This window comes from Nostoc sp. FACHB-152, from assembly GCF_014697475.1.
Lineage (GTDB): Bacteria > Cyanobacteriota > Cyanobacteriia > Cyanobacteriales > Nostocaceae > Nostoc_B.
This window is the reverse complement of sequence record NZ_JACJRV010000041.1, coordinates 13,425-32,299: the sequence shown is the minus strand read 5'-3', so window position 1 is coordinate 32,299 and position 18,875 is coordinate 13,425. Positions and strand designations below refer to the sequence as shown.

The 18,875-nt window shown below is 39.6% G+C and carries 14 protein-coding genes and 1 CRISPR repeat array; of the genes, 2 read left to right on the top strand and 12 right to left on the bottom strand.

All coding sequences use genetic code 11. The features are described from left to right. The first annotated feature begins 84 nt into the window (after positions 1-84). The gene (locus H6G76_RS22510) at positions 85-471 is read left to right on the top strand and encodes a response regulator (RefSeq protein WP_190705808.1); all 387 of its coding nucleotides are present in this window, start codon (positions 85-87) and stop codon (positions 469-471) included. Between the two features lie 422 nt (positions 472-893). Here the strand turns inward: H6G76_RS22510 and H6G76_RS22505 are convergent, their stop codons facing one another. Next, positions 894-2,111 (bottom strand): ABC transporter permease, encoded by a 1,218-nt coding sequence (locus tag H6G76_RS22505; protein WP_190705806.1) that lies wholly within the window; start codon positions 2,109-2,111, stop codon positions 894-896. Then, positions 2,108-3,577 (bottom strand): efflux RND transporter periplasmic adaptor subunit, encoded by a 1,470-nt coding sequence (locus H6G76_RS22500; protein ID WP_190705804.1) that lies wholly within the window; start codon positions 3,575-3,577, stop codon positions 2,108-2,110. Before H6G76_RS22500 ends, H6G76_RS22505 begins: the two co-directional genes overlap by 4 nt. 612 nt (positions 3,578-4,189) lie before the next feature. On the opposite strand from H6G76_RS22500, the gene H6G76_RS22495 reads away from it, so the two are divergent. Then, the gene (locus tag H6G76_RS22495; protein WP_190705801.1) at positions 4,190-8,332 is read left to right on the top strand and encodes a CHAT domain-containing protein; all 4,143 of its coding nucleotides are present in this window, start codon (positions 4,190-4,192) and stop codon (positions 8,330-8,332) included. Positions 8,333-8,441: 109 nt separating this feature from the next. Next, a CRISPR array of direct repeats spans positions 8,442-9,283; the repeat unit is 37 nt; unit sequence GTTTCAATCCCTGATAGGGATTAATTGAAATTTCAAC. Positions 9,284-9,512: 229 nt separating this feature from the next. On the opposite strand, the gene cas2 is transcribed toward H6G76_RS22495, so the two are convergent. The 10 genes from cas2 to H6G76_RS22445 form a co-directional block, all read right to left on the bottom strand. Next, the gene (gene cas2 / locus H6G76_RS22490; protein WP_103123822.1) at positions 9,513-9,803 is read right to left on the bottom strand and encodes a CRISPR-associated endonuclease Cas2; all 291 of its coding nucleotides are present in this window, start codon (positions 9,801-9,803) and stop codon (positions 9,513-9,515) included. Between the two features lie 42 nt (positions 9,804-9,845). Beyond that, entirely contained in the window at positions 9,846-10,850 is a 1,005-nt protein-coding gene (cas1d, locus tag H6G76_RS22485) for a type I-D CRISPR-associated endonuclease Cas1d (RefSeq protein ID WP_190705799.1), read from the bottom strand. A gap of 81 nt (positions 10,851-10,931) precedes the next feature. Next, positions 10,932-11,525: a CRISPR-associated protein Cas4 gene (gene cas4 / locus H6G76_RS22480; protein WP_190705796.1), complete on the bottom strand. Its 594-nt coding sequence runs from the start codon at positions 11,523-11,525 to the stop codon at positions 10,932-10,934. Between the two features lie 90 nt (positions 11,526-11,615). After that, on the bottom strand, positions 11,616-12,452 hold the full coding sequence (gene cas6, locus H6G76_RS22475; RefSeq protein ID WP_190705793.1) for a CRISPR-associated endoribonuclease Cas6: 837 nt from the start codon (positions 12,450-12,452) through the stop codon (positions 11,616-11,618). Between the two features lie 25 nt (positions 12,453-12,477). After that, positions 12,478-13,089, bottom strand: a complete 612-nt coding sequence (locus H6G76_RS22470; protein ID WP_190705790.1) for a 2OG-Fe(II) oxygenase — start codon at positions 13,087-13,089, stop codon at positions 12,478-12,480. Between the two features lie 24 nt (positions 13,090-13,113). Beyond that, positions 13,114-13,821 (bottom strand): type I-D CRISPR-associated protein Cas5/Csc1, encoded by a 708-nt coding sequence (gene cas5d / locus H6G76_RS22465; protein WP_190705787.1) that lies wholly within the window; start codon positions 13,819-13,821, stop codon positions 13,114-13,116. 5 nt (positions 13,822-13,826) lie between these two features. After that, positions 13,827-14,855, bottom strand: a complete 1,029-nt coding sequence (gene cas7d, locus H6G76_RS22460) for a type I-D CRISPR-associated protein Cas7/Csc2 (protein WP_190705784.1) — start codon at positions 14,853-14,855, stop codon at positions 13,827-13,829. A gap of 49 nt (positions 14,856-14,904) precedes the next feature. Beyond that, positions 14,905-18,228 (bottom strand): type I-D CRISPR-associated protein Cas10d/Csc3, encoded by a 3,324-nt coding sequence (gene cas10d / locus H6G76_RS22455; protein ID WP_190705781.1) that lies wholly within the window; start codon positions 18,226-18,228, stop codon positions 14,905-14,907. Next, the gene (locus H6G76_RS22450; RefSeq protein ID WP_190705778.1) at positions 18,228-18,602 is read right to left on the bottom strand and encodes a DUF5615 family PIN-like protein; all 375 of its coding nucleotides are present in this window, start codon (positions 18,600-18,602) and stop codon (positions 18,228-18,230) included. The genes cas10d and H6G76_RS22450 overlap by 1 nt, the downstream gene beginning before the upstream one ends. After that, on the bottom strand, positions 18,599-18,859 hold the full coding sequence (locus H6G76_RS22445; protein ID WP_190705774.1) for a DUF433 domain-containing protein: 261 nt from the start codon (positions 18,857-18,859) through the stop codon (positions 18,599-18,601). Before H6G76_RS22445 ends, H6G76_RS22450 begins: the two co-directional genes overlap by 4 nt. Between the last annotated feature and the right edge of the window lie 16 nt (positions 18,860-18,875).

Sequence of the window (18,875 nt, the reverse complement as noted above, 5' to 3'; positions counted from 1 at the left end):
GAGGAATTTTACTTATGAGTGCAATTTGGTATTAACTTCCTCAATTACGAATTACGAATTACGAATTAGGAATTGGTATTAGTTATGACCGTGAAACGGATTCTAGTAGTAGATAATGAGCAGTACATTCAAGAAGTCGCCAAAATTTGTTTAGAAACCGTCGCTGGTTGGGATGTAATCACCGCCAGTTCTGGTCACGAAGGCATTACTCAAGCCGAAACTTACCAACCAGATGCGATTTTATTAGATGTCATGATGCCAGATATGGATGGCATCACTACTTTTGAAAAACTTCAAGCCAACGCCGCAACCAAAAAAATTCCTGTAATTTTATTGACTGCTAAAGTTCAAGCTAGTGACCGCCGCCGCTATGATCAGATGGGTATAGTAACAGCGATCGCCAAACCATTCAACCCCTTAGAATTAGCTAATCAAGTAGCCACAGCCCTCGGTTGGAACGTTGAAAACTAAAATACCTCCGCGTAACTTTGCGTTTACGCCAGTTGCTACAACGCGGGGAACCCGCGCAACGCACTGGCTTACCTTTGTGCCTCTCTGCGTTAAAAAATCTTCTTCACAAAAGTAGTCTTGACCACGCCCCAAATTATATTAACGTGAGTTCGATGAACCTCTCCCCAACCCCTCTCCGACGCGGAGAGGGGCATAAATCTTCCTAGTTTTGAACGAAAAAACAAGTTTTGAAAGCCTCTCTCCTTGCAGGGGAGAGGTTTGGAGAGGGGTTTTTAACATCCGTCGAACTCACGTTAATCAGTAAAGAATGAGGTGTTTATATGAAGGTGACACTCCACACCAATTGGTGGTAGACGTTGGTGGCGGGTTTAAATCCCCCACTATATGCTGTGATCACTGTTTACTGTTCACTGTTTACTGTTTTAAGCACTTCGCAAGGCTACGATTGGGTCAAGTTTAGCAGCACGGCGGGCGGGAACGACACCGAAGAATAAACCGATCGCACCTGAAACACCAACGGCTGTACTAATTGCGACTGCTGATATTCCGGCTTCTAATGGGGTGAAAGCGGCGACTATCAAAATACCACTGACACCAACGGCTGTTCCCACGACACCACCAATGGCGGAAACAATCACGGCTTCAACCATAAATTGTAATAAGATGTCTTGTTCGGTTGCACCGATCGCTTTTCGCAGTCCGATTTCTTGAGTGCGTTCGGTAACGGAAACTAGCATGATGTTCATGATACCGATACCGCCAACAAATAACGATATACCAGCGATCGCAGCCAGCATAATTGTTAATGCACCTGAGATTTGTCCGACGGTTTGTAAAGCATCTTTTTGGGTGCGGATGGTAAAGTCATCTTCTCCGGTGATATTGTGCCGTTGTCGCAGCAAGTTGGTGATTTGAAAGGCGGCTGCATCTACACTATCGGCATTTTTAGCTGAAGCAACAATATAAGTTAACTCTAATCCATAAGGAGAGGTTCGCCCGACAATGCGGTTGGCCATTGTGTTGACGGGAATTAATGCCGCATCATCATAATCAACACCTAAATTAGAACCTTTAGCTGCTAATACCCCAATTACTTGAAAGCTAGTATTTTTGATGCGTAGCTGCTGACCAACAGGGGTAGTGTTACCAAATAATCGTTCAGCTAATTTTGCACCCAGCACAGCAACTTGGTTACTGCGTTTCATATCTACTTCCGAGAAAAACCGCCCTTTTTCAGGTTCAAAATCTCGCACTGTCAAGAAACTGGGAGTTGTACCAATAATGTTGACATTGGTGTTTCTGTTACTGTAAGTAACTACCTGCCTACTATTTAATTCCGCAGTCACGTTGGCGATTGTTGGGACTTGAGTTGCGATCGCTTGGGCATCTTCTAAGACTAAGGTTTTTGGAACATCACGAGAAATGCGCTGAGTTGCTTGATTACCAGGAATGACAAACAACACATTCGGCCCTAGAGATTCTAACTGATTAGAAACATATTTCTGTCCGCCTTCACCAATGCCAATCATGGCAATTACGGAGGCGTTACCAATCACAATACCCAACATGGTGAGGGCTGTACGCAATTTATTTGATAGCAGGGTTTTACCTGCCATTTGCACACTTTCTAAGAAGTTCATTTGTTTTGTTCTTCTTTCGCCTTTTGAAGTTTGTAGTTCTTTGGTAAGTCAACAAACACGCGATCGCCTGATTGCACGCCTGATAAAACTTGAGTTTGGTCGCCTACTTGCGCGCCTACTGTCACTTCCCGAAACTGTGGTTGATTTTTTGCATCAGGAATTAGTACGCCAGTTTTACCTTTTTCGGTGACAATGGCGACGGTTGGTAATACTAAGGTATTGTTAACGCGATCGCCTAAAAAAGTTAAGTCTACATTTAAGCCAGAACGCAGTTTATCTATGCCTGTATCTAACGCAACTCGCACTTGAAAGGACGTTACACCTTGTTCTATGACTGCTTCTGGCGCAATCAAGCGCACACGACCTTTAAATACTTGGTCAGGATAAGCATCTGCCACAATTTCTACTTCTTGTCCCTGTTTAACTCTGCCAAGATCTGCTTCTGGCACTTGTGCTAACACTTCTAAACCTTTGGCAACGGCGACAATAGAACTAGAAGTTGCCGATGCACTGGTGGAAGCAGAGGTAGTAGGGGTAACAAAGGAGCCGATGTTTGCATACTTCTGCGTCACTATTCCTGCAAAGGGAGCGCGGATGACTGTATCTTTGATTTTTATCTGGGCCGATGCTAACTGTGCTTGTGCTGCTTTAACTGCGGCGCGGCGTTGGGCAATTTCTTCAGGACGACTACCATTTTCTGACAGTACTAATGCTGCTTGTGCTTCAGTAACAGCTGCTTCTTTTGCGGCAATTTCTTCGCTGCGGCTACCACTTTGTAACAACGACAGCCGACGACGAGCTTCTTCTAAATTAGCTTGAGCAGATTTATCTTCACTGACTGCTTGATCTAATAATTGCCTTTTTTCTGCACCTTGTTGGTAGAGGTATTGGTAACGCTTCACTTGTTCAGCAGTATAATTTGCCTTTGCTTGTGCTGCATCTACTTGGGCTTGAGCTTGGGCAATTTCTTGGGGACGATTTCCTGTACGCGCTTGGGCTAATTGTGCTTGAGCTTGAGATAACCGCGCTCTAGCTTGGGTAATTTCTTGCGGGCGATTTCCGGCTAGGGCTTCATCTAATTGAGCTTGGGCTTGTGCTAAGTTGGCGCGGGTTTGCAAGATTTGGGCTTCTAAGTCACCAACATCCATACGAGCGATGACTTGTCCTGATTGTACGCGATCGCCTTGCTCTACATAAAGTTCTGCCAACACCCCTGGATTTTTAGGGCTGATATTTACACTTTGAACGGGTACTACTTTACCACTGGCGGTAATTTTCAAAGTGACATCTTTATTTTCTACAGGAACAGTGAGTTTGGTAATATCTCCTTGACTTGCACCCCGATTTACCAAGTTGTATGTAGTAGTTGTACCCACAACCAAAGCACCCGTTGCTATCAACCCCATCAGCCATCGGTAGGGGTGCTTAATTTTGCCAATGACGGGAACTTCGATGTAGGTATTCATAATCAACGATCTATAAAATACTTTGGGGGGATAACGTAGGAATGTATCGCCAGTTATATAAATTAAATTCTGCTCAACTCTAAGCAAGATAGTTTACTTCTGCTTAATGTTCCTTAATGTTATCCCTTTGTAATTTTATATGCCTTCACCTAAACGGGTGAACTCACGGATGATTTGGATATTTCAATGTTAATAATTATCTCTTTTGATGGATATACAGCAATCCTATTTGATTTCTAAATTACTGGTTGAGGTAGGGAATAGGGAGTGGGGAGTAGATTTGTTTGTAATTCCTACACGCACTGCTATACAGGTGAGACAGTTTAGGAGTGTACTGATCATATTAGATGGTGCTTTGCGCTACATAAAAACACATCCTTGCTGTTTGTTCAAAAAATTTCATGACTAGAGATTTGCGGTGCGTTACGCTGGCGCGATAACACACCCTACAAAACTACTTCTGAATTACGAATTACGAATTGGTATAAAGCTGCGATTAATAAGATTTATAACGGATAAACGGCAACTCTTAATAATTTATAAAAGCTGATGAATTAATGGGTAGCCTATTCATACAAGGAAAATTTTATAAATCAAAAAACTAAAGCATTTATGCAGCCCGTCATTTCATTAGTTATTACAGTTTATCATCGAGAACGTTATTTAAAAGCTGCTATTAAAAGTGCTTTAGCACAAACAAGACCTAATTTGAGTCAGAGTTTATTACCTACAGTTAAAGTATTAGCCGTTAGTAATTTAGCCTTAATATTATCGCTACTACCTATAACCGTTAAAGCCCAATCAATCACTCCGGCTGCTGATGGCACTGGTACAGTTGTCAATACTCAAGGTAACAATATTAATATTAGTGGTGGAACTTTAAGTGGTGATCAAGCCAACCTCTTTCACAGCTTTAGCAAATTTGGGCTAGATGCGAATCAAACAGCTAACTTTTTATCGCAACCATCAATTCAAAATATCTTAGGAAGAGTTACAGGTGGACAAGCTTCTTTTATCAATGGCTTGATCCGTGTGACTGGGGGTAATTCTAACTTATATTTAATCAACCCAGCCGGAATTGTTTTTGGGAATAATGCTAGTTTAAATGTGCCAGCATCGTTTACAGCAACAACAAGCGATCGCATTGGTTTTAGTAATGGGTGGTTTAATGCGATCGGGACAAATAACTATAATGCACTCATCGGTTCACCTAATAGCTTCGCCTTTGATTCTAGTGTGACCAGTGCTATTTTAAATCAAGGCAATTTGGCTGTTCCCTATGGCAATAACTTGAGTTTATTCGGCGGTACAGTTGTTAGTACCGGAACCCTATCAGCACCAGGGGGAAACATTACTGTTGCAACTGTACCCGGTAGTAGTTTGCTCAAATTAACTATACCTGGGAACCCATTAAGTTTAGAAATTCAACCATTGAATTCCACTACTACTAATAATTCAACTACGAATTCTCTACCAGCATTGTTAACTGGTGGCGGTGGTGATAACGCTTCTCAAGTACAAGTTAACAGTAATGGAGAAGTACAACTTACGGGTTCGGGATTGAAAGTTGAAAATGGCGATGTTGTAGTGACCAATGCAGAAGCTAAAAATATTACTCTCGCTGCTAACCAAAATCTTACATTACCAGAAAGTCAACTTCTAACAACAGGTAACTTAAACTTACTAGCTCAAAATACAGTTATCATCCGTGATAGTGTAGCCAAAAACTTTTCCGCTATTGCTGGTGGTAATCTCACAATTAAAGGTAATCAAGCTATTGATGTTTTTGCTATCAATCATTTAGATAAAACCCCTTTTATTAGCGGTGGTGATTTAACTTTAATCAGCGATGGCAAAATTTCTTTAGATGCTCACTTTAGTAGTGCTGGTAAGTTTTCGATTCTTACTTCTCAAGGTCAAGCAGGCAATTTTATCAGTTTAGTTGACCCAATTATTAGTTCTAATCAAGATGTGACATTTGGTAATTATACAGGGCCATCTTTAAAGGTAGAATCCCGTGGTAGTATCTCGGCTGGTGAAATTGTGATTACTGGTGCAGATACAGCACTTCCTAGCAGTACTGCTATTTGTGGTGGTAGTGTTTCTCCTAATTGCGTCACAGATGTGCAAACCTTGAGTAGTCAGCCAGCTTTGATTTTAAGAGCAGGTGAAACTAATATTTTAGGAACAAACTTTGGCGTTGCACCAATAGTTTTTAACGAAGTTGGCGGCCCATCTTTCCCAGGTAATGTTAATGTTACAGGCAACATCTCATTTAGCGGTGATGGTGGGCCTGTAATTATCAGTGCCACAGGTAATATTACTACTCAAAATATAGATACTTCTAATTTTGATGGATCTGGCAGTGTCAATTTAACAGCCGGAGGTAATATTACTACTCAAAATATAGATACTTCCAGCTTTCAACCTAGTGGCTTAGTTCAATTAGCAGCAGGAGGTAGCATTACAACTAATGATATCAATACATCATTTGCCAATGAAATTGATGGTGCATCTGGTCAAGTAAGGCTAATATCTGGAAATAGTATTACCTCTGGTAATATTAATACATCAGCAGAAGGTTTTGGAAGTGATGCGATCGCTGGTGCAGTCACACTTAACGCCACTAGTACACCCTTTGGTAGCAATATTACTTTTAACAGTATCAATGCTCAAGCTACTAGTGATACTGGAACAGGTCAAGGTGGCAATGTCAGCATTTTAGCAAATGGTGTTGTCAGAGGAACGGGATTAATCCCTTTAATTGAAGTTATCAGTAACGATACGATTAACTCTAGTGGTACTACTCAATCAGGGACAATCACTATTCAACATGATGGTGGGCCGAATAACTTACCATTTATAGTTGGTAATCCCAGCATCAATGGAACAATAGGTGTAATTAATACTGGTAATACAACCATTACACCCACATCAACAGTTAATATTTTTCCTGTACTTCCTAATGGTGGTATTGCTGTGGGTACTCCTAATGGTATTTCAATTATTTCTGTTAACAATCTGCCTACTGTTACTGCAAATTCTCTACCTAACACTCAACAAAATCAGTCTGTCACATTTACTTTTGGTTCTTTAAATCCATTAACAACTGATGCCAATAATGACAATCGCACTATCATTTTTGATGCGATTTCATCGGGAAATCTGACATTTCAAAATGGTACACCAATCACATCAGGAACCGTTCTTAATCCAGGTACAGTTCTGGTGTATACACCACCAACTGGTGCTAGTGGTTCTATTCCTGCTTTTACTATTAGAGCTAATGATGTTGTTTCTTCATCTGCACCACAGCAAATTAGCATAAATGTCACTCAACCACCAATCATTCCACCAGATATTCCACCAGATATTCCACCAACTATTCCTCCAGATAATAATCCTGATTTAGATGATGCTCCCGACCCAGAGATTTTGACAAAACATCCTCCACGCCCTCCACGTCCACCGCTACATGGAGGATTTATGCCGCCAAAATCAGAACATGGCACAAAATTAGCCAAAATCGATGAAAAGTTTACTGATAAAGTAGGAAAATATTTAGGTGGAAGTCCAACTCCAGCTACAACAATTAACGAAGCCCGTCAGATATTAGTAGATATTGAAAGTGCAGCTGGTGTAAAACCAGCATTGATTTATGTTTCGTTTGTGCCTGGAACTATTAAAGCAGGTCTAGCACCAGAAGAAAATCTTCTTACCCAAGATAATGACCTTTTAGAATTGGTAGTGGTGACAGCTAAGGGTGAACCAATTCGTCAAGTAGTAAATGTAACGCGATCGCAAGTTTTAGCAGCCAGCCAAAAATTTACTAGTCTTGTGACTGACCCATCATTGCGACGTAGCTATATCACACCGTCGAAACAACTATACCAGTGGTTAATTACACCAATTATTTCTGGACTTAAAGAACGGCAAATTAATAATTTAGTCTTTCTCATGGATACAGGTTTGCGATCGATGCCGGTGGCTGCCCTTTATGATGGTCAAAAGTATTTAATAGAAACCTACAGTGTTGGGTTAATGCCCAGCCTTAGCCTTACCGATACTAGATATGTTGACATCAGAAAAGCTGAAGTTTTGGGTATGGGTGCATCTCAATTCCCCAACCAAGATCCATTACCAGCTGTACCAACAGAATTAACTACCATCACTCAAAAGCTTTGGCCAGGTAGATCATTTTTAAATGAAGGCTTCACTTTACAAAATCTCAAAGAACAACGAAGAGAAAGACCCTTCGGTATTATTCACCTAGCTACTCATGGCGAATTTAGACCTGGTGCGCCAGGTAATTCCTATATTCAATTGTGGGATACCCAATTAAAAATGGATCAAATGCGGCAACTCGGCTGGAATAAACCACCCGTCGAATTAGTAGTGTTGAGTGCTTGTCGTACAGCCTTGGGTAACGAAGAAGCAGAGTTAGGTTTTGCTGGCTTTGCTGTGCAAGCTGGTGCTAAGTCTGCGTTAGCAAGTTTATGGTATGTCTCCGATGAAGGCACTTTTGGACTGATGACCGAATTTTATGAACAGCTGCGAAAAGCCCCCATCAAAGCCGAAGCCCTCAGACGCGCACAAGTAGGAATGCTGAAAGGAGAAGTCAGGCTAGAAGATGGCAAACTCAAAACTCCTAGCGGGGATTTTACTCTCCCGCCAGCTTTGATAGAACTGGGTGATAAAAGCCTGAATCATCCTTATTTTTGGTCAGCTTTTACGATGATTGGTAATCCTTGGTGAGTTCTATTTTTAAGGTAGGAGGTATCAATAAACCTCTTGCATCAATATTCTTTTGCCTCGCGCAAAGGCGCAAAGACGCAAAGGAAAGCGCGCAAATAATTTTGTAAGATGTCTAATCTCTAATAGGTATTACTTGAAATTTCAACATACTGATCATGAGGATAAATGGCAAGGATGTTTGTTTCAATCCCTGATAGGGATTAATTGAAATTTCAACTTTTTTGTAGAGTTTAATTATGGAGTATGGCTACTGTTTCAATCCCTGATAGGGATTAATTGAAATTTCAACGTAGAGGTCGTAAGATGAGTAAAGCATTCCTCGAAGCGGGTTTCAATCCCTGATAGGGATTAATTGAAATTTCAACGGTCACTAAATAAAAAGATAGTTATTGTAACTACTGTTTCAATCCCTGATAGGGATTAATTGAAATTTCAACAGTTAGAAAAGTTCTATTATATGTTTCCTGTCCTGGTTTCAATCCCTGATAGGGATTAATTGAAATTTCAACTTTTGATTAGGTGTTTTTTGTTGGTCTTGTGATGCTGTTTCAATCCCTGATAGGGATTAATTGAAATTTCAACATAGATACTGATAAAGATACTAAGTCTACAAAATGTTTCAATCCCTGATAGGGATTAATTGAAATTTCAACTGAAGGTTCAAAACCTCCACTATATAAAAAAGTATACGTTTCAATCCCTGATAGGGATTAATTGAAATTTCAACTTGAGCATTATTCTCAAAAATCAGGTGTTGACTTATTTGAAAGTTTCAATCCCTGATAGGGATTAATTGAAATTTCAACAAGAGAAAGTGAACCAGGAAGCTATTCCAAAACTTGTTTCAATCCCTGATAGGGATTAATTGAAATTTCAACTGGCGAAGATTAAGATTTTTGCAAGAATCTGATTCTGTTTCAATCCCTGATAGGGATTAATTGAAATTTCAACTGCGGTAGCCCAAAAGCTAGTCTGTATTTGGTTTTCGAGGTTCAGTTTCGCGGATGGGTTGATTATAACAGTAGAGAATATGGGTTGAGGAAAGGGAAATAGCTGAAACCTAGACTACTGTACAAGGCGCGCGGATAGATTTAATTTATTTTTTCTGCAAACGCTTGTCATAAAAGGAATACAGCCATTTTTCCTGAAGCCCGATTTTTTACACCTACCCATCCGCGCATTAAGCAAAGAAAATGGTTTCGTCGCGGGGTTGTTCGCCACCGATGCGTTCGATTTTATCAAAACAGCAAGCACAGAGAAAGTAAAAGCGGATGCTGTCGGTATCTGGTTTAATTAATTTGTGCAAACGCGATCGCAATTTGGCATATTGAGTCTCGGTAAGCTGGCACTCAAACACGCTATACTGCACCCACTGTCCATAAGACTTGAGAATTTTATGGATTTTCGTCCGGCGTTTGTCTTCTGGAACATCGTAAGATACAACCACTTTCTTTTTTAAATTGTCTTTCACTAAGACCTTCTCCTCTGTAACCTGTAACCTCTAACCTGTTACCTATTTCAAAACCAAAGGCGGATATTTCTCGGTTTCACCCATAAGATATTTCGCTAATAACCGCGCTTGTAGTTCAAAGGCTTCTTGATAAGTGCATTTACGCCCCATAACGGGATGTTTAAATTCCGATTGTTTTTTCTGTTGATATAAGGTTAAGAATTTTTTTCGTCCTTCTGGTGTAAGGGAAACTGCACCGCTTAAGGGTTCGGTGATAAAATCTGCGGGTGTTAGTAGTTGCTTATTTAAGGTAGATAATACAACTGCATCTACTATTAGGGGACGAAATTCTTCCATCAAGTCTAGTGCTAGAGAGGGTCTACCATAGCGATCGCAATGCAGATATCCTAAATATGGATCAAAACCTACTATATTAATTGCCCCCTGTACATCATGGCGCAATAAGGAGTAACCAAAACTAAGTAAAGAATTCACCGGATCTGTTGGCGGACGACGCAGGCGGTGAGAAAATTGAAATTCTGCATTCTTAATTAGTTGGTTAAAACAACCAAAATAAGCTGCACTACCAGCACCTTCTAAACCGCGCAATGAGTTGATGTTGTGAGTTGTATCAATAGGTGCGATCGCTTGTTCTAATTGTGTAATCTTTTTAGATAAATCTATATCTGGACATTCACGCTGGCGACGAGTAAGAATCTGACGATAATTTTTCAATTTACCACGTACAAATCCTTGAACTACATGAATTGCTTGGGCTGATTCCCCGGCGGCTTGCCATTGGGCTTTGCGGACGAATATATTTTTCGTAACTTCTGGTTCTATGCGTCCTAAATAACGACCATTTTCTGTGAGGAATGTTAGAGGAATGTTGCGTTGTAGCAGTTCAGAAATAACGGCAGGTGAAACAGTAGCACGTCCTAAAACTACTACACCTTCTATTTTGATGAGTGGGACATCTAAAATTGTCTTTTTCTCGAATTTGACGCTGAGACGTTCATCAATTTTGCCAATGAAAGCATCTTCTTGGCTGATGTACACTGTACCCATGATTGTTTCCTTATTAGAGGTAAAAGAGAGTTTTTTTTAACGCAGAGTGGCGCGGAGTTCTCGCAGAGTTTCGCGGAGGGTTTAGCTTGCTTCTTGATAGCGTTTTACTTTGTCGGCTGATTGGGGTAGGCATTGAGGAGATAGGCTACATCCATCACAGCGTTTTGTTTTGATGGCTTTGGGCATTGCACCTGTAAATAATAGCATTTGGACGGCTTCAATTGTTGCGATCGCACTCTGTCTTAATTCGTCTTTAATTTCTACTAGTTGGCGTTGGTGGGAATGGGCATAATAAATATAGCCAGTGTTGATAGTTTTGCCTGTCATTTCTTCTAAACATAAGGCTTGAGCGCAGACTTGCAATTCATCATTATCCCATTCGCCTTTGCGTCCGCGTTTGTATTCGATGGGATAGCATTCACCATTTTCTAATTCAATTAAATCGGATTTACCGATAAGTTTATACTGGTCTGATTTCAACCAAATTGCGCGGATTTGCCAAGTTTCTTCACGCTGTCCTTCTCCTATAGTATGGACGCGATCGTGTAAAGTTGTGCCTTCAATTGTATATTGGTTATCAATAAATTCGCCTGCACAAAACATCCGCCAGCAGCGATGCGAACAGTAAGCATATTGGTTTAATGCTGCAATTGGAACATATTCGATATCGTTCATAATTTTATGATTGAGTAAGTTGTAGATTTGATTTATTCACGCAGAGGTGCAAAGACGCAGAGAGAATAATTTATTCCCTAGCCTCTCTGTTCAGATTCGTCTTACCATGCCTAAACCCATTGTTGTTTTACGTCCGACTCCTGCGTATAATGCAAAGTTAGTTAAAACGTTTATTTGCTTAATTTGTATGGGTTCAAGTTCACCTAATATTCGATAATTAACTTCGCCAATAATGCCAATAAATTTGCTGCGAGAGTCAGTTAATATTTCTGTGTGGATATTAATAAAAGAAGGGAAGATTGACTCTAGAGCAATTTGAGAAAATTCTATGTTGCTATATTTATTCCACCGCGAAAGTAGAGAATTGAAAACACATTCTCTGGTGGGAAGGGTACTGTCATATTGCCCTTGGCGAAAGGCGGTGGGTGTGGCGAAGGTAATGTTAAGTGAGCGTTCAGTTTCACTAGCTTCTTCGTACAATTGAGTGTAAGTACAAGCATTTGCCCAAGGTTGCGTTGATTGGGGTGTGCCTTGAATGCTGGTAATATACAAGTCAGCCGGGCCAAGATGCCAAGGGTGACTAGGATTGAGATTTAGCCATAGTTGCGTTAGTTGACTAAACAGGGTGTCATCTAATAAGGAAACGCGCCACCAGCAGGGAGTTCCGGCGGGAATTGGTTGTTGATGTTCCCAGCGCAGTTTATATCCCCCCTTACCCCTCTTCAAAAGGGGGGAATTAGTGCTACTAATTTGTAGGGGGGAGAGGGTGAAGGCTTTGTCTGCGGTAGAATCATGTAAGCGATCGCCTAATTCTCGATCTACAGAACTGACAAGGGTTAAAAATAAAGCGTGTAAATGTCTACCAGTGAGATACTGCGGCGGAATTGTTGACTGAGGAAGCAGGTTAAGAACTAGGCTGTGGGGCATATAATCAAGTCAAAAGTCAAAAAAATTACTTGCGTTTTTTTGCTGTAGATTGAGCAACTCTAGACTCGATGGTAAACTCTGGTATTTCTACGAGTTCGACATCGCTTAAAGTATACTGTTCGCAAACTAAACTCAGGCGATTTCCAGGGGTTTTCACGGCGTTGACAGAATGAGTTAAATCACCTTGAAAGTAAAGTAAGGTATTCATCTGTGGCTTAATTTGTCCTAGTTGGCGTTTGTGCGATTTGAGTACCAGTTCGCCACCTTCCATATTTTCTGGTACGCGCACATAGAGAACGCTGACAAAGGTAGGCGGTTCAACGGTTTTGCAGTAGGAACGTAGAGAACGGTCGATATGGGGGTCAACGCGAGAACCTTCTTTGAGGAGTAAGGGGTTGAGGTAAAAAGCATTACAGTTAGGCTGGAGAGCCAAATCTAGGTAAGGTTTGAAGTAGGGGAATTTTTGCTCTACTGTAGAGATGTGCGATCGCCTGAATACCACAGAAAATCCCTTCGTACGGACAAAATCGCGGTTGAGGTTGTTGACAGCAAAGTACGGACAAGCGTGGATTTCTCCCCACAAGTTATTGAGGTAGTCGCTGGGGAAGGCGTTTGATTGTTGCTGATAGTGTTTCACAAGTGCGGAGCGTTGCAGTAATAATTAGCTATGAAAATGATATGCCATCCGAACCGGAAGTTTGATGTCTTTCATCTCAGTAAATTGGTAGTATTGCCCTCGCATTTGGACATTTTGAATTAAACTAACTGGAGGCATATTCACCACATCGTAACTAATCACTTGATTAGTAAACATCACATCTAAAGGATTTAAAGGATATTTGCAGGTGAATAAACCTTCAGTAGTTTGAGGTTGAGGTAATTGTTCCACCTTTACCTCAGCCTTACTCATCCATTTACCTAAACGAATCCATTTTGGTAATTTGAGTTCTTTTTGGCAAATGACAAAAAACTCAAATATACTTTCCGGTGCAATTTCTTTCGCTCTACCAAAACTAGGGATATTTTTATGCGTTTTCTCCATTTCAACGTGGTAATTGTTGTTAGCATACTTCCAGGTGTTGAGAATGGCAGTATGGCTAACTGCACGCGCTGGAGTAACATAGATACCTTGTTTATTGAGTGGCGTTAAATGCTCCTCATATTTTGGTACTTGTTCGGGGCAAAAATAGCGATAGGAATGTTCTTCTGCAACAGTGGTAGAGTAGACTTCACTATCAACTAAACCTAGTGCATAGCAGAGAGCGTAATTGTGAATTACTGGCTCGGTTTCGTAGAGTCTCCCGATTTCACGCGTGGCATAATACAAGCTGTCGTTGAGTTCTAATTCACAACGGTAAATTGAAACCATATTATTTACTCCGTTGCAACCCCAGCTTTTTTATTATTCTTGCTATCTTTTTTGGGTTCTTTTTTACCTGCCTTTAACACCCATGTCTGAGCATAAACAGATGATTCAGTATTTGCTTGACTCAACATTTCTTGCAGTCGATTTTCATTACTAGTAATAGATTTAACTTCATTCAAAAGGGGTGTGAAAGATGTACCAACAAAATCTGTGTGAGATATACACTCTTGAGATATCAAATCAATCATTGCTTGTGTCGCATTCTCTAAAACATCATCTTCATTAAGTGGATCTGGAGGATTGATTTTTCCTTTTTGCTGCATTAAGTCATATATTTTTTGTGTCCAGAGAAGATTACTAACGATTTCACCATCAGCGAAAATTACTCCTATTAACTCATTACGTACCCTACCAGTACGGGTAGTTTGCGCTCCATAGTGGCGTGTTCTCAGAATATTATTGAAAACGTAGAGAAATCCAGCTTCAGTTGGGTCTTTCAGTCTAACAATGCTGGGGAAAAACACTTGAGGTAAAATATGGTCTTGGCTATTAATTCTGCTGGTGACTTCACCTTGTCGGCTCATTGTGCCATTTTCAAAAGGTGCATTGAGGGTAAAATTCAGATGAGAATCATCAAATGGTGTAATTGAGTAAGCTGTATCTACAACTACTTTTGATTTCTCAGAACCAGAATCACCAATAGCGAAACCATAGAGGATACAATCAGGAGTTGTTTTGCTAAAGTCAACGTTGTAATCGCATTTTTCCCAATCACCAATTTTATAGTTACGTAGTAATTCTCTTCCTGTTAAACGTTCTGGTGTTGATTGCTTGCGTTTGAACATTGCTAAACGACTAATCGGTTCTTTATTTTCAATTCCTGCTCGGACTCTGGCTTTATTAAGTTCACCATCTGTCTGGAATAAAGGGTAAGATTCAGTAACGCGGATAGTAATGAAATGAACGTATTTACCCATTGGTTTAGCAGGGATGGTGTCATGGAAAAATTTAGAATCGATGGTGTTTAGAAATTTCATGGTTTGATTACTCCAGTATTAATGTTGATAACAACTTTCAGCTTTATGACTATGCTGCATCTTCAGCATCAGTATCCACATCCGTAATATCTTCAGGATAATTTTGCTTACGGTTTTTCCAGTATTCATCATCTGCTACTCTATAAAGATACTCACAAGTATCTTTAATAAGATTCAATTGTGTACCTGATAAACGTGCGCGATCGCCTTTAAAACATTCATAAAAAATTACCTCTACAAAATACTCAGCAAACTTATAAACTGCTTGTCGTTCTTCTTCAGAAGTTAAATATCGCATCTCCCCCTTAACTAAGTCATACGCACCCTGTCCTTCAGCTTCTTTACGTCGAACATTATTCATGAGTTTTGCTAAACGTGCTGCTACTACCTCAGTAAGAGATTTATTATCACTAGCTATAGCTTTTTCAAATTTCAAAATGACATCAGCAGCCTCGTCAATTGGTTTAAGAATTGCATTAGTTTTTGGTGATTTACCTTTGCTTTTAGCTCGATAAAATCTGCGGTATAACTTAGTTAGTTCCTCAAGTTTCGTCATATTATCTCCTTTATGGTCAAAGCAATAGTAAAGATATTGGTACAGGCGAATTTTAGCAATAGACACAGAATCTATTTTGTCTTGCTTTCGCAACCATTTATTCAGGTAATGAAATACATACAAGGGACTGGTTTCTAAATCTCGTGCTAAGTCTGCTAATTTCCCCCAATCTGGGTCGCCATCTTTTTTGCGATTTGCTTCTAAATGAATAGAGTAAGCCGCAGTCAGCGCGTTAAGTGGTGAAAATTCCCGCTTTTCTGAAGTACGAGGTAAGATGCTATCTAAGCGATAGTTATCTTTTTTAATCAAAGAACGAATTGCTTGATGTTCTCCATCTAGTAAAACTGTTTCTTCAAAATCAGCACCACTAATAAAAGGTGGTACAGGTGATTCTGATGCAACTACTTTTACATCCAGAACCAGCGGTAAGGTTAATGCTAACCAAGCTGGTGTTACCCATGATTCTGTATCTGTGTGTTCTCTTCCTGGCGGTAAACCGAGAAAGAAAAACGTTAAAGTTTCATGTTCTGGAAAACTAATTTTGAAAGTGCGATCGTCTTCTGGCTTGAGATTTTCTTTAATTAACAGAGAATCTACTTTTAAGTAATCTTCAATTTCAAAGTTAGCAACTTGGTTTTCGGTGATAAAATGCTTACGCATTTCTGCATCAAACCGAGTTCGAGCAAATTGATTGTAAGCCAGTTGTAAAAATTTATTGGTTTCTGGGGTAAAGAAATAAGTTGGATAAAGGTATAGATAGCGATACTTTCGACTTTCAAAATCTGCGCCTACAGCATTCGTCTGGTTCATCAAAATTTGTCTCAACATGATTTCAATTGACCAAATTGAGCAAATTTGCCGTTTAGCAGCTTGAGCATTAAATAAAATCTGACGGTTACTGTAGACTTGAGGTGCAAATAAAGTGGCTGATTCCATTTGTTCAGTCACAGTATATGCAGAACTAGAAATTGCACAAACATTTTCTCGTCCTCTACCTGTAATTTTTGCAGCGTTATAGCGTTTTAGTTCAACTAAAAATGAATCTGGTTCTGGTTTAATAACTGCACCTGTTGGTAGTGATATGATTCGGTTAACATAAGTTTTTAAGTCATCCCAGCCATCGGGCATATCTTGAAACTCTGCTAAAATTGGTCTAATCAAAGTAGCAGCATGATTTACCATTCCTTTCATTACTTCCAGAATTTCAGCAAAGCTTAAACCTGAATGTATGCGAAAGTATTGGGCTGATAAATAATACCAATCTAGAGGTACACCACCTGTTTTTTTCAAAGATTGAATTTGTCTGATAGCTGGAATTTCTGCTGATAATTCTAAATATTCTGCCAGTTTTTGCGTTAAATCTAAATCAGGAATATTTTTTCTCTGATTTTTTGGGAATTGTTTTTGCCAATCGTTAATTTTTTCACACCAACTACCCCAAATTCCTCGACACAAAATATCGCCAAATTCAGCCAAGCGATCGATACGGACTTCATTAGGAAATTGTAAGTTTAAATATTCAGGTAATTCTCCTTGTGCTTGATAACTCTGTAAGCTTTCGCCGCGCTTTTCAGCAGAAGCAGTTTTTGAGTCTGGAAGTAGTCGAGAAGCAGCGTCAATACTCACTTCCATTAATTCAACTACATCAAAAAATAACCAGTAATAATCAGCGAATTTAAAACCTTTACCATCCCGATTAAAACCTGTTTGTCTTTCTTTGAGTTTTTCTGCACACAGGTTCTTAATTTTGGCGATAACTTGTTCAGGAATTGTATCAATTGTAATCGGAGGAGCATCAACAGTAGCTAAATAGACAACACCATCAGGTAAATACAGCAATGGTGTATAAAAATCTTGGGGATGTGCTGCTATTAATGTGTTATTGAAAATATTGGTGAGAATACCGCGATTCTCTGAAAGAGAATGATAGGTAAGTTTTAATTGATGATTACTTAATTTGTTCAGTAATGTAGGTAAACGACCATCTTCTACATCTCGTGGGTGTTTGACGACTGAAGCAAATAAATCAGATAGTGAAACTAAGTCAATTAAAACTTGTCTAATTCTACTATCTAGCCTTTCATCATCTAAAGGTTTTAAGCCACGAGTAACTAAACCTAAATCTGCATCATTTTTTACGCCTGCATTGCTACTAATTTCAATGATGTCATCAATTAATTCTTCCCAAGCTTCTCCTAGTAAGTGTTGTAAACCAAAATCTAAAATCTTTTTGGATATGTAGCCACGTCCCAGATTAGGCGCATCTAATTTTTTTGGTGGTTCTTCTTCCCAGTTGCGCTTGATCAAGTTTTTTTCTAGCCAATCTGTATAGTCAGGGAATTTTTCATAGTCATGCAAGATGTATGAAACAATAAATACAGATGTCTGTATTTCTTCACAATTACGCCTAACAGGATTTGTGTTTATATCTTCTGCTTGTAATTTTTTTAAAATTCGATAACTGGGAAATAGACCATTAAGTAAATGAGCAACTATAGACTGGTCGCCTGCATTATCTCTACGAAGTGGCTTTTTTCCTTCTAATGCTCTCTTAGCATTAATGATTGGTACTGTAATTTCAAAGAATTTACCACCTTTAGCGGTTGCTCCTGCTAGTTGTTGTATTAAGTTAGGTAGGACGTAATCTGCAAATTTTTCAAGGATGCGATCGCCTGTATTTCCTTGAGTTTTTTTGACAGCTTCTTTGAATAACCGAATAGTCAGAAGTTCACGTTTTATCGGTGATTCATCATCTTCATCTTCTGTTGTTTCAAAATCTGGTACTTCTTCGGGAAGATTATCATCAAATTCGCTCATTAATCTGTTTCCTCAATAGCTTGATATTCCAATACCTTTCCTTGTCGGATCATCCACAACTTACCTGTCACATCTGCGGCTTCCAACCCAGCAATTAATGTCTCAATCGCTTCACGCCAATCAGCGAATGTGTAGCGAGAAGGTAGGCGAATGATTACAATACCTGCATAGTTAGCAGGATTATATTTCAACCGATTTCCAAATCCTCTGTCGCAAGTGACTAAACATCTACCCTCACTGCGACAAACATCAATAACTTCTGTATCAGGTGCAGAACTTAAACCTTGTCCTGGTACTGTTGCAACATCATGTCCTGCTAATTGCAACAAAGTTACAACGCGCAAGTCGATATTTTCATCTAGCTTTAATTTCATGCACTTGCTTCTTTTTTTTGGTTCAAAGGAAGTTCTACAAAAACATCCCGCGCCATCTCTGCACCGTAGGCGATACAAGCAAGTACATCTTCTCTTTCGATGCTTGGATAAGCTTCTAGAACTTCTTCTATTGTGGTACCTCCAGCTAAATAGTCCAAAATTAGTGATACCCAAATACGATGTCCGCGAATGCAGGGTTTACCAAAGCAAATATTTGGGTCGATAGAAATGCGAGAAAGCAAATCATTATTACTCATACACCTTTACCTTTAA

What these genes read in the sequence shown, in the direction of transcription:
- cas6 (WP_190705793.1), bottom strand. Translation starts at nt 12,452, where the DNA reads ATGCCCCACAGCCTAGTTCTTAACCTGCTTCCTCAGTCAACAATTCCG.
- cas7d (WP_190705784.1), bottom strand. Translation starts at nt 14,855, where the DNA reads ATGAAATTTCTAAACACCATCGATTCTAAATTTTTCCATGACACCATC.
- cas1d (WP_190705799.1), bottom strand. Translation starts at nt 10,850, where the DNA reads ATGGGTACAGTGTACATCAGCCAAGAAGATGCTTTCATTGGCAAAATT.
- cas5d (WP_190705787.1), bottom strand. Translation starts at nt 13,821, where the DNA reads ATGGTTTCAATTTACCGTTGTGAATTAGAACTCAACGACAGCTTGTAT.
- H6G76_RS22450 (WP_190705778.1), bottom strand. Translation starts at nt 18,602, where the DNA reads ATGAAATTAAAGCTAGATGAAAATATCGACTTGCGCGTTGTAACTTTG.
- H6G76_RS22500 (WP_190705804.1), bottom strand. Translation starts at nt 3,577, where the DNA reads ATGAATACCTACATCGAAGTTCCCGTCATTGGCAAAATTAAGCACCCC.
- H6G76_RS22510 (WP_190705808.1), top strand. Translation starts at nt 85, where the DNA reads ATGACCGTGAAACGGATTCTAGTAGTAGATAATGAGCAGTACATTCAA.
- H6G76_RS22505 (WP_190705806.1), bottom strand. Translation starts at nt 2,111, where the DNA reads ATGAACTTCTTAGAAAGTGTGCAAATGGCAGGTAAAACCCTGCTATCA.
- H6G76_RS22445 (WP_190705774.1), bottom strand. Translation starts at nt 18,859, where the DNA reads ATGAGTAATAATGATTTGCTTTCTCGCATTTCTATCGACCCAAATATT.
- cas10d (WP_190705781.1), bottom strand. Translation starts at nt 18,228, where the DNA reads ATGAGCGAATTTGATGATAATCTTCCCGAAGAAGTACCAGATTTTGAA.
- cas4 (WP_190705796.1), bottom strand. Translation starts at nt 11,525, where the DNA reads ATGAACGATATCGAATATGTTCCAATTGCAGCATTAAACCAATATGCT.
- H6G76_RS22495 (WP_190705801.1), top strand. Translation starts at nt 4,190, where the DNA reads ATGCAGCCCGTCATTTCATTAGTTATTACAGTTTATCATCGAGAACGT.